We start from the raw sequence: 13020 nt of genomic DNA, 5'->3' as shown, positions 1-13020 counted from the left end.
CATCATATGTAAACATATGTGTCATAAATAATTTTTATCAATATTAATATTAAAAACTCTACTTATTTAATTTTCTTGAGTAAGAAAAGATTAATAAATTAGTAAGTCTAATATAATAGTAATATACCTTAAATAAGAAAATAGCTTGTACAACAGTAGTACATTAAACAACGAAAAAATTAATGAATTAAATTAGAAAAATTTATTTAAGTAATAATCATAAATATTTTGTAAGCTTAAACAATAAAATCTATATATCCCATTGTTCTCCTTAAATTCATCAAGATTATATAAATAAAAAATTTGTATATATAAAATCATTAGATCCATCTACAAATATCCGTATTTAATTTTTGATTTAATCTAGACAATAACGCTTAACTTAAGATATATGAATACTAGAATATAAGTATATCAATATTTATTGAATTACAGATTCTTTTAATAATTACAGACTCTAAGGACTTCTAAGTCAATATGGCTATGAAAAGCCACTAAGACATTTATTAATCCAGTCTTCTTATAAATAACAATAGAAACAACTTCTTTAAATGTTATAACGTTAATTAAATAGAAACAAGGAAGATCCCTATGTCAGAACGCTTATATTATGACTCAGATCCGACCGAAACTAATGATTGGATAGACTCAATTAAATCAGTGATACATTCAGAAGGTTCTGAACGTACGCAATATTTGATTAATCAAGTATTAAAAGTTGCTCATGAAAATGGTGTAGAAATACCTAATCATCAATTGAATAATCGCAATAATCCCTATGTAAATTCTATTCCTGTACAAGATGAACCAGCATATCCAGGCGATATTATTTTAGAAAATCGTATTTGTTCCGCAGTACGGTGGAATGCAATTATTACTGTTTTGAGAGCTTCACAAAAAAATCTAGGATTAGGTGGGCATCTAGCTTCTTTTCAATCTGCCTCAGTTTTATATGAAGTATGTTTTAATCATTTTTTCCGAGCAAGCACTACAAAAGATGGTGGTGATCTCGTTTATTTTCAGGGGCATTCTTCTCCAGGTATATATGCTCGCGCCTTTCTTGAAGGACGTCTTAGTGAGCAACAAATGAACAATTTTCGTCAAGAAACCAAAGGGTGTGGGTTACCATCTTACCCACATCCCCAACTAATGCCTAACTTCTGGCAATTTCCAACTGTATCCATGGGATTAGGTGCTGTAGGCGCTATTTATCAAGCTAAATTTTTAAAATACCTTCTCAACCGAAAGCTAAAAGATACATCTAAACAAACAGTTTATGCTTTTCTTGGTGATGGCGAAATGGATGAGCCAGAATCCAAGGGTGCTATTACCATAGCAACCCGAGAAAAATTAGATAACTTAATTTTTATCATTAATTGCAATCTTCAACGATTAGATGGTCCGGTTATAGGAAATGGAAAAATAATTAACGAACTAGAAGGAATCTTTTCAGGGGCAGGATGGAAGGTAATTAAAGTAATTTGGGGTAGCAAATGGGATCCACTATTCCGTCAAGATACTAGCGGTAAATTAGTTCAATTAATGAATCAAACTGTGGACGGAGACTACCAGACTTTTAAATCTAAAAATGGAAACTATATACGTCAACATTTTTTCGGAAAGTATCCAGAAACATTAAAACTAGTAGAAAATATGACCAACGATGAAATTTGGTCCCTAGATCGAGGCGGTCATGATCCGAAAAAAATCTATGCTGCACTGAAAAAAGCAAAAGAAACTGAAGGTCAACCCGTAATAATTTTGGCTCATACTATTAAGGGCTATGGAATGGGTGAAATTGCTGAAGGTAAAAATACAGCACATCAGATAAAACAGATGAGTATAGAGAATCTACATTATATACGTGACCGTTTAAATATTCCTATTAATAATGATCAAATTAAAAATTTACCCTATTTTACGTTTAAAAAAAATTCAGATGAATACAACTATCTTCATAACCAGCGAATTAAACTAGGTGGCTATTTACCCACTCGAAGAGAAATGTTTAATGCAACTATCGATCTCCCAATATTAGAAAAATTTTACCATGTTTTATCTGAATCATCTAAAGAAATATCAACTACTCTTGCTTTTATACGCACGTTCAATGTTTTACTCAAAACCTCTTCCATTAAAGATCAACTAGTACCAATTGTTGCTGATGAAGCTCGTACGTTTGGAATGGAAGGCTTATTCCGTCAGATTGGAATATATAACTCAACTGGTCAGAAATATTGCCCTTCAGATCGCGATCAAGTTGCATATTATAAAGAAGAAACAACAGGTCAGATTCTACAAGAAGGGATAAATGAGTTAGGAGCTGGAGCATCTTGGCTAGCCTCAGCGACATCTTATAGCACTAATAATTTACCTATGATTCCATTTTATATCTATTATTCGATGTTTGGTTTTCAGCGTATTGGTGATCTTCTTTGGGCTGCCGGAGATCAGCAAGCACGAGGTTTTCTTATTGGTGGAACTTCAGGACGCACAACTCTAAATGGAGAAGGACTCCAACATGCAGATGGTCATAGCCACATACAAGCTCTTACTATTCCTAACTGTATTTCTTGGGATCCAGCTTACGCTTATGAAGTAGCAGTTATTATACATGATGGATTGACTCGCATGTATGGTACTGAACAAGAAAATGTTTTTTATTATATTACTGTAGGAAATGAAAAGTACCATATGCCAGCAATGCCAAAAGGAGCAGAATACGGTATTCGAAAAGGTATATATCAGATAGAAAATATAGAAGGGAAAACAGGAGAAATTCAGCTTTTAGGATCAGGTTCTACTCTTAGGCATGTTCGTATAGCAGCGCAAATATTATCAAAAACCTATAATATTGGTACAAGAACATATAGCGTGACCTCATTTACAGAATTGGCTCGCAACGGTCAACTTTGTGAGAGATGGAATATGCTACACCCAATGTCAACACCTCGTATACCATACATTACTCAGGTTCTAAATGATCAACCAGTGGTAGCTGTTACTGACTATATGAAGTTATTTGCAGAACAAGTACGTAATTTTATTCCTTCCAGTATATATCGTGTATTAGGTACTGATGGATTTGGTCTTTCAGATAGCCGTGAAAACTTACGTGATTATTTTGAAATTAATACCTATTACATAGTAATTGCAGCCCTAAGTGCTTTAGCTGAGAATGGACAAATAAAGCAAAAAATAGTAGCTGAGGCCATAGAAAAATTTGAAATTAATGCTAATAAAATCAACCCGGCTTTAGCATAAGAGGTATAGGATATGACCATTGAGATACACGTACCTGATATTGGAACTAAGACTGCAGAAGTGACCGAAATTCTCGTGCAAATTGGAGATAAAGTAACAGTTGATCAATCAATTTTAACTGTTGAAACTGAAAAAGCCTCTATAGAAATTCCATCACCCCTGACAGGAACAGTTAAAGAAATTACAGTTAAAATTGGTGATCAAATTAGTCCAGGTATGTTGGTAATGTTTTTTAATTCTGAGAATGTACCTACATCAGACATGTTAGACATAACATCAGATCAAGACATGATGTCTTCATCATTAATAGTTTCAACTAAATATGTTCATGCTACTCCACTAATTCGTCGTTTAGCCCGAGAATTAGGTATAGACTTATCCAAAATCGAGGGAAGTGGAACTAAAAGTCGGATTTTAAAAGAAGACATACAGAATTACGTAAAAAATATAATTCAATATCATGAAGAAGCTGGAGAAGATAGCAAGTCTCCATCAGAACCAGTTCTGTTACAAACAATAGACTATAATAGTTTCGGCGAAACTCAAGAAATTGAGCTCAGTCGAATCCAAAAACTTTCTGGTAAAAAATTGTATAGTAATTGGACAACAATTCCGCATGTAACTCATTTTGATAAAACAGATATTACCGAATTAGAGATATTCCGTAATCATCAAAATGATTTAGCAACGAAAAAAAAACTTGATGTAAAAATAACTTTAGTAGCATTTATCATGAAATCTGTTTCTCTAGCTTTAGAGAAAATGCCACGCTTTAATAGCTCGTTATCTTTGGATAAACAAACATTAATTTTAAAAAAATATATTAATATCGGGGTCGCAGTCGACACAATTAATGGCTTAGTGGTTCCAGTATTTCAGGCAGTTAAAACAAAAGGTATTATTCAAATAGCTCATGAACTAACTGAAGTGGCTACAAAAGCTCGTTTAAATAAACTAGCTCCAAGTGATATGCATGGAGGTTGTTTTACTATTTCCAGTCTTGGTGGTTTAGGTACTACTTATTTTACGCCAATTATTAATGCTCCAGAAGTTGCTATTCTCGGTATTTCAAAGGCTCAAATAGAACCAGTTTGGAATGGTAAAAAATTTATACCACGCTTAATGATGCCTATCTCACTCTCCTTTGATCATCGTGTAATTGATGGGGCTGAAGGGGCAAGATTTATCACAATGATTAAAAACACAATGGCTGATATTCGTTATTTGGTAATGTAATCAGATTTTTAATCTATAGATTTCATGGTATGATATATTAAAGGTTGCAAGTAATTTTATACAAAAATATAATCTAATTTAGATATTTTATAGTAAAAATCAAAAACCGACTTATCTCCTAGATTTTAATTAAGAGGTCCTAATGAGCAAGGAAATTCACACCCAGGTTGTTGTGATTGGATCTGGTCCCGCAGGTTACTCAGCGGCGTTTCGTGCAGCAGATTTAGGTCTTCAGACTATTCTTGTTGAGCGTTACAGTAATTTAGGTGGTGTTTGTCTAAATGTTGGCTGCATTCCGTCCAAAACCTTATTACATATAGCTAAAGTTTTAGGGGAGTTGGACACGCTCACAACTCAAAACATTGTTATAGGTAAGAGACAGATCAACCTAGATAAAATTCGTGAACAGAAAAGAAGAGTGATCTCTCAGCTAACCAATGGGCTAACTAAGTTAGCACAAGCGCGTAAAGTTAATATAGTACATGGTGTCGGAAAATTCAGCAACAAAAATACACTTAAAGTAACTACAGAATTAAATTCAAGTACAGTCATAAATTTTGATCACGCGATAATTGCAGCAGGTTCATCTGCCGTGAAAATACCAATGGTACCATATGAAAATTCACGCGTTTGGGATTCTAGCGATGCATTGCAACTTAAGGAAGTACCAGGTCACCTCCTAATTATAGGAGGTGGTATTATAGGTTTAGAAATCGGAACAATATATCACGCCTTAGGTTCAAAAATTGACTTAATAGAAATGTGTGATCAAGTAATCCCTAGCGCAGACCCAGACATAATAAAAACTTTTACTGGGGAAATTTCAAATAAATTTCATCTTATGTTAGAAACTCAAATGACTCATGTAGATACGAAAAGCGATGGACTCTACGTATCTATGGAAGGAAAACAAGCACCATCTCAGCCACAACGCTATGATGCTATATTAGTAGCAGTGGGACGAAAACCTAATAGCAGTTCTTTGGATCTCAATCAAGCTGGAGTAGAGTTAAATGATCGTGGGTTTATTTCTGTCGATAAACAAATGCGTACTAATGTTCCTCATATTTTTGCGATCGGTGATATAGTCGGTCAACCAATGCTAGCACATAAAGGTATGCATGAAGGTCATATAGCTGCCGAAGTAATTTCTGGAAAAAAATATTATTTCGACCCAAAAGCAATTCCATCTATTTCTTATACGGATCCAGAGGTTGGTTGGGTTGGTATAACCGAAAAAGAAGCAAAAGAACAAGGAATATGTTATGAAATATGTACATTTCCCTGGACAGCTTCAGGTCGAGCCGTAGCTTCTAACTGCGGGAATGGAATGACAAAACTAATTTTCGATACAATTACACGTCGTATTATTGGTGGTGCAGTTGTTGGTGTAAATAGCGGTGAATTACTAGGTGAAATTACTCTAGCAATTGAAATGGGTTGTGATGCGGCAGATATCGCTTTAACTATTCATTCCCATCCCACTTTACATGAATCAATTGGTCTTGCTTCACAAATTTTTGAAGGAAGTATTACTGACCTGTTCAATTTAAAAGCATCAAAGATATAATCTTCTTTTCCTGACAAAGAATATAAATATTTAACCCAGCGAGCTGTAAATAAAAAGTAAGTTAATTTATCAAGACATGACTGATTATATGTCATAATCATAAAGTATATTTTCTGTCAATAATTCTCAGTCTTATGTATGTTTAAATTACTATTACTCATTAATGACCCTGCATATCTATTCACTACTAAAATACTAAAATATTTCATATTCTAAGGAGTCACTAATGATACATTCTAAACATAATAAATTAATTATTTTAGGTTCTGGACCAGCTGGCTACACTGCTGCTGTCTATGCAGCCCGTGCAAATTTAAACCCAGTTTTAATCACAGGATTTGAACAAGGTGGACAGCTCGCTACTACAACTGATGTTGAAAATTGGCCAGGTGATCCTGATCATTTGACAGGCCCATTGTTAATGCAACGCATGCATCAACATGCATTAAAATTTAATACCGAAATAGTATTTGATTTTATTAATAGTGTTGATCTGTATACTCGTCCATTTACTTTAATTGGCGATCAAAGTCAGTACACCACCGACGCATTAATTGTTGCTACTGGCGCCTCATCTCGATATCTTGGTCTTCCTTCAGAGGAAGAATTTAAGGGACGAGGCGTATCTTCTTGTGCAACCTGCGATGGATTTTTCTATCGAAATGAAAAAGTTGCAGTTGTTGGTGGTGGTAATACAGCAGTGGAGGAGGCGTTATACCTGTCTAATATTGCCTCTGAAGTCCATTTAATTCACCGTAAAAATAGCTTTCGTGCAGAAAAGATTCTAATAGATCGTTTAAATCAAAAAATTAAGAAGAAAAAGATTTTTCTACATACAGATTATAAAATAGAAGAAATATTGGGAGATGAAAACGGTGTAAATTCAATACGTCTGTGTTCCACTCAAAGTAATACAATTAAGGATTTAGTAGTAAAAGGTGTATTTATTGCTATTGGACATAGTCCCAATACCTCTATCTTTAATAATCAGCTAGAACTGAAAAATGGTTACATTATAGTACGTTCAGGAACTAATGGTAATTCTACGCAAAGTAGCATAGAAGGCGTATTTGCTGCTGGTGATGTAATAGATCATGTGTATCGTCAAGCTATTACTTCCGCTGGAACTGGGTGCATGGCAGCTCTTGATGCTGAGCGCTATCTAGATAGATTAGCTTTATAAGTGCAATGCGCATTAAAATAATTTCATATTTATCTGTATAATTTCACAGATCGATTAAAGTTACTTGATGTATTAATTCTTATCAGATACTAGAGTCCTAATATTAAACCGCTCTATTCTCTTTAAGTTAATATATTTTCACCAAATATATTGAATCAATGAAAGAAGATATTTATAGATTTCTATAAGAAGACTTTTTTAAAACAAGTCTAATGTATAAGTATTAGTTTTTACTCATATAAACACTTTTTAATTATTAGATAAATTCTTCAGACAAATAGCTTGGTGGAATCTAGTGCGGCTTTTCTCACTTATATTACCTCTGGTATCTGTTAGGTTTGCATTAAAATATACAATGTAGTGTCATCGAAATCTTGTCAATCCTAATATATATCAATTTATAAAATCATATGTACTATTTAAATGGACCACAACACCAGTCTATAAAGATAGGAAAAGAATCTGGACCATTTTCTTCATGGATATTAAAATGATATAATATTTTATATACTTAAATAAATTACAATATAAAAATCTGTTTATAATAGAAAAAAAATGTCAAATAGATATTAATAAGCATAAGAGTTATGTTTAATAACAGGAATAAAAAAAACCTTTACAATCCTCATACCAAGTCTGTATCCCTAGTCTAATTTAAGACTTATAATCTATATCCTATAATTAAAAATATCTTATTTCAGGTGAAATATTATTGTGTTGACATTCAAGGATCTTCAAAAAATAAAAGATACAAATTCAATTCTTGATAAAATTATATCGTATTAGAATCTTTAATAGATGAAATTCCTTAGATCAATACTCTCTATAATTAGCATATGAACAACTCTACCTTATCCTGTAACATGAATAAAGTAAGATAATTATTGTCATAAAGATACAGTAAAACTTTTAACTGATTGATATAAAATTCACATTCTCAGGCAATACAATGAATATTCAAAATTTAATTAGATGTAAAGTCAGTAGCGCAATGATATCGGCAGGCGCTTCAATACATTATGATCCTCAAGTTCGCCGTTCGGCGCGCATAGAATTTGGAAATTACCAAGTAAACGGTATTATGACCTTAGCAAAAAATCTAAAAATATCGCCACGACAATTAGCAAAAAAAGTTCTTGATCAATTAAATTTAGATGACTTAACTAAAAAAGTTGAAATTGCTGGACCAGGATTTATTAATATTTTTCTTGACCCTAAGTGGTTATCTGTACAAATTGATAATGTTTTAAAACAAGAAAATCTTGGGATCACGCCGATCAATAAACAAGTTATAGTAATAGACTATTCTTCGCCGAATGTGGCCAAAGAAATGCATGTGGGTCACCTAAGATCTACAATTATTGGTGATGCAATGGCTCGCACGTTAGAGTTCCTTGGGCACAAGGTGATTCGAGCAAATCACATTGGTGACTGGGGTACTCAATTTGGTATGCTTATTGCTTTTTTAGAAGAAAAATACAATAAAAATTGTAAAAATATAACTTTGACAGACCTAGATATTTTTTATCGTAATGCTAGACAACACTATGATAATAATCTTGAATTTGCTGAACGTTCTCGCCAATATGTAGTCAAATTACAAGATGGCGATCAATACTGCCGAAGAATATGGAAGCAATTAGTAAATATCACCATGCAAGAAAATCAGATCATTTATGATCGCATGAATGTGACCCTGACCCATCAAGATATAATGGGTGAGAGCATGTATCATCACATGATGTCAGATATTGTCTCTGATCTTAAAACTAAAGGGTTAGCAAGGCAAAATCAGGGAGCTATCGTAGTTTTCTTAGAAAAATATAAAAACAATGCTAATGAAATACCTGGAGTGATTATTCAAAAAAAGGATGGTGGCTATCTCTATACTACAACCGATATTGCTTGTGCTAAATACCGCTATGAAACCCTCAAAGCTAATCGTATTTTATACTATACGGACTCACGTCAGAATCAACATCTCTTACAGGCTTGGGATATTGCTCGTCAAGCCGGTTATATTCCTGAGAGTTTACAATTAGAGCACCATATGTTTGGTATGATGTTAGGTCGGGATGGCAAGCCCTTCAAAACGCGTCGCGGTAATACTATTAAACTATCTTATTTACTAGATGAGGCTATACATCGTGCCACTAAACTAATATTAGATAAAAATCCCGATTTACCCAAAGATAAACTGCAAGAATTAGCACGTATTATCGGAATTGGTGGATTAAAATACGCAGATCTCTCAAAAAACCGCACAACTAACTACGTCTTTGATTGGGATCACATGCTTTCATTAACAGGAAATACTGCACTTTATATACAATATGCTTTAACACGAATTCTATCAATATTTCGTAAAGCACAGATTAATCAAGAGGAATTACTGACAGCTACAACAAATATAGTCAATAATTGTGAAGTAGCTCTTGCTGTGTGTTTATTACAATTTAATGAAATCATAATCGAAGTGGCTCAGGATGGCATGCCACATCTTATGTGTTCTTATTTATATAGATTGGCAGGTCTTTTTTCTAACTTTTATGAAGAATGTCCAATTCTGTACGCAAAGAACAAGAAAATTCAACAAAGTCATCTTCGTTTAGCTTTATTAACTGAAACAACTCTTAAACAAGGATTAAATCTTCTAGGCATTGACACAATCGAGTCTATGTAAATATATGCATTAATAGCTAATAATAGATTTTATCGAGTTATTTCACTTTATTAAACATATGCTTTATTCGTCAAATTTTAATAAAGAAAAATTTATTTTATTGATAAGATTTCATTGTAATCGAACTAGATTGTTATTAAGTGCAGTGGGTTTCTTTCATAACTGACAAGTAATAAAACAACTACTTAAGTACACTGATTATTTTTAATGACAACACATAAAGAATTTCTAGTTATTTGATTTAAAGTATCTATAATCTCAATGTGTTTCACACTCCTAAAGTAATCATACTCAAAATCAATATAGCGATGCTATATATTGCTTAATAACACTGAAACTCATATTAAAAATTTTAAAAAAATTAACTATTTGTAACTAGAACAACAAGATGTTAGCTAAACTAATTTACTACGTTCAATTATTATACCTACTTGACGTGCTTGCGGTACTGCACTAGGCTTACTAACTTTAATACGAATCCATTTCAAGGAGTATTTTTGGAGTAGCATCATTGCGACCTCTTCTGCTACACGTTCAATTAATGCAAACTTACCTTTAGTCACAAAAGTAATAATAGAGTTGGTTATATCAGAATAATTAAGACAATCACTGATATTATCACTTAAAGCTGCTTTACGGTGATCCCATTCTATATCCACATCTAATAGTAATTTTTGTTTTATAAGTTTTTCCCAATCGTAAACTCCAATAATAGTCATAATACTTAGTTGATCAATATATAAAATATCCATACTGTATCTCTTTTCTACTGTGATTGTACAACATACTCTAATAGTTTATTAATATAAATAAAGTTATCCTTCAAAAAAATTAAACCTTATCTATTCATTTTCTTTAGTATCATTTATATATATTTTCTATATTTATTCTTAATTATGATACAATTAGTATTTTCAATAGTTTCTTAATTATTTTATTAACTTCAATCTTCTATCACTCATTGTGGATGAGTATATATGGTTTGCATGGACATATAGATAAAGAAAAAGTCTAGAATAATTAATTCCGTCTTCAACTAATCATTATAATCTTATTCTTTTTTAGTTAAAAAAAATTAAAATATTTTCTATTATCTTAAAAGATATAGATTTACTAGTCTTTATAATCATTTGATATTTATAAAACATGCATTACTCTTCATATGCCATTTTGATTAATCTGACTAATAATTTTGATGCAATAACAATCATAACTCTGGTTTTTCTTTTTTAAATCCTACTCCATGCGCTTTATTAGTTTATTTCTATCTATATCATTCTTTTTACTATTTTTTCAATCAATATCCTAATTAACCTTCATTCTCACATTCACCACCACTTCCTTAATTCTCCTTCTCTAATTAAGAGAACACTCACATGAAGAATAGGATAATTATGCTTTAGACAATAATAAAAACGACAATTTAAATTAAAGGTAAATCTGATAGTAACCATTTTGGATAAACAGTAATTCTAAGATTAGAATTGATCTTCTTACTATTTAAGCGGATCATACCTGCATAAGCAATCATAGCCCCATTATCAGTACAAAATTCTGGACGAACATAAAAAACTTTTTCTCCTCGTTGATGAATAATCTTAGTAATTTTTCTACGTAACTTTCGGTTAGCACTAACCCCACCTGCAATCACTAATCTCTTAAAACCGGTCTGGTCTAAAGCTCGACAACACTTTATTAATAAAGTATCAACTACTGCATCCTCAAAAGCACGCGCAATATCTGAATATGTTTGTCTGCTATTATCATTTTTACATATAGTACGGGCTACGCATGTCTTTAATCCAGAAAAACTAAAGTCTAATCCGGGTCGATTTGTCATTGGGCGTGGAAAAACAAAGCGATTCTTTACACCATATTCAGCTATATCAGATAACATAGGTCCACCTGGATAACCCAATCCTAAAAGCTTAGCTGTTTTATCAAATGCTTCACCTGCTGAGTCATCAAGTGATTGTCCTAATACAGTATATTTACCAAAATCTTTTGCACTTATTAACTGAGTATGACCACCAGAAACTAATAATGCTATAAATGGAAAAATTGGTGGATTATCTTCTAGCATAGGAGAAAGGAGATGGCCTTCCATGTGATGTACAGCGATAGAAGGAACATTCCAAGAAAAAGCCAATGAACAACCAATGCAAGCTCCTACCAATAAAGATCCAATGAGTCCAGGTCCAGCAGTATAAGCAACTGCATTAATATCTTTTCCATTTAATCCAGATTCTTGTAGGGCTGCTTGGATCAATGGCACTATTTTCCTTGTGTGATCGCGAGAAGCCAGTTCAGGAACTACGCCACCATAATGGGAATGTAATTGAGCTTGACTATAAAGTTGATTCGAAAGCAATCCTAATACAGAATCATAAATAGCAATACCAGTGTCATCACAGGATGTTTCAATACCAAGTACACGCATAAATTTTTCTCTTATTATTTTTTTGATTTTACAACATAATATTACACATTATAACATGAAAAAATTATAGGAAAGATAGCTAATCTTCTTCTGTTTCATTTACAAAACTAATAGACTCTTACTTGATCTAATATTAATCTTATTTGAACTAAAATTTAGATGCAAAACATGATCTTTAGATAAGTGGTTTACTAAAAAATAAACTTATATACAAGTAATATGATACTATATTGTCTTATAATACAACCTATGTTAGAGTCATTTAAAAAAATTTATCCATATTGTATTAACATCCATAACAACTGAATGCTTTGAGGTAAGAAGTACATGCCGGTAATAAAAGTACGTGAAAATGAGCCATTCGATATTGCGCTACGTCGATTTAAACGATCTTGTGAAAAAGCAGGGGTACTAGCCGAAGTCCGTCGTCGTGAATTTTATGAAAAACCAACAACTGAGCGAAAACGAGCTCAAGCATCTGCAGTAAAGCGTTATGCAAAAAAACTAGTACGTGAAAATATACGTCGTGCGCGCCTCTATTAATTAATTGATTGGTTAATTATAAGATGTGCGTGTTAAATTAAAAAGAAAATGTATTTTCTAATCCGTGTTTTTAAGGAAGTACGGATTAGTTCTCTTTATCA

The 13020-nt window shown here is 32.5% G+C and carries 7 protein-coding genes and 1 pseudogene; 6 read left to right on the top strand and 2 right to left on the bottom strand.

Features of this window, described 5'->3' with window-relative positions; translation table 11 throughout:
• The first annotated feature begins 591 nt into the window (after positions 1–591).
• The 5 genes and pseudogenes from aceE to argS all read left to right on the top strand — a co-directional run bounded on the left by aceE (position 592) and on the right by argS (position 9936).
• Complete coding sequence (aceE, locus tag HACICURT3053_RS01520) at positions 592–3264, top strand: pyruvate dehydrogenase (acetyl-transferring), homodimeric type (RefSeq protein WP_157991991.1); 2673 nt, start codon at positions 592–594, stop codon at positions 3262–3264.
• Between the two features lie 72 nt (positions 3265–3336).
• Positions 3337–4500, top strand: a pseudogene (locus HACICURT3053_RS01515) (2-oxo acid dehydrogenase subunit E2); the annotation flags it as partial.
• 142 nt (positions 4501–4642) lie between these two features.
• Positions 4643–6070 carry a dihydrolipoyl dehydrogenase gene (gene lpdA / locus HACICURT3053_RS01510; RefSeq protein ID WP_157991989.1) on the top strand — a complete coding sequence of 476 codons (1428 nt, stop codon included), beginning with the start codon at positions 4643–4645 and terminating at the stop codon, positions 6068–6070.
• Between the two features lie 226 nt (positions 6071–6296).
• The gene (gene trxB / locus HACICURT3053_RS01505) at positions 6297–7253 is read left to right on the top strand and encodes a thioredoxin-disulfide reductase (RefSeq protein WP_157991988.1); all 957 of its coding nucleotides are present in this window, start codon (positions 6297–6299) and stop codon (positions 7251–7253) included.
• A gap of 949 nt (positions 7254–8202) precedes the next feature.
• Positions 8203–9936, top strand: a complete 1734-nt coding sequence (gene argS, locus HACICURT3053_RS01500; protein WP_157991987.1) for an arginine--tRNA ligase — start codon at positions 8203–8205, stop codon at positions 9934–9936.
• A 395-nt stretch (positions 9937–10331) separates the two neighbouring features.
• On the opposite strand, the gene folB is transcribed toward argS, so the two are convergent.
• Together folB and tsaD are read right to left on the bottom strand one after the other, a co-directional pair.
• Positions 10332–10688 carry a dihydroneopterin aldolase gene (folB, locus tag HACICURT3053_RS01495; protein WP_157991986.1) on the bottom strand — a complete coding sequence of 119 codons (357 nt, stop codon included), beginning with the start codon at positions 10686–10688 and terminating at the stop codon, positions 10332–10334.
• Positions 10689–11359: 671 nt separating this feature from the next.
• A complete protein-coding gene (gene tsaD, locus HACICURT3053_RS01490; protein ID WP_157991985.1) occupies positions 11360–12376 on the bottom strand; it encodes a tRNA (adenosine(37)-N6)-threonylcarbamoyltransferase complex transferase subunit TsaD in 1017 nt (338 codons plus the stop codon).
• A 327-nt stretch (positions 12377–12703) separates the two neighbouring features.
• Between tsaD and rpsU the strand changes: the two genes are divergently transcribed.
• Complete coding sequence (rpsU, locus tag HACICURT3053_RS01485) at positions 12704–12919, top strand: 30S ribosomal protein S21 (protein WP_157990974.1); 216 nt, start codon at positions 12704–12706, stop codon at positions 12917–12919.
• Positions 12920–13020 lie beyond the last annotated feature (101 nt).

The sequence above is a fragment of the Candidatus Erwinia haradaeae genome (assembly GCF_900698855.1).
Taxonomy (GTDB): Bacteria; Pseudomonadota; Gammaproteobacteria; order Enterobacterales; family Enterobacteriaceae; genus Erwinia_E; species Erwinia_E haradaeae_F.
Note: the sequence above shows the minus strand (reverse complement) of the source record. Positions and strands in the feature narration are given on the sequence as shown.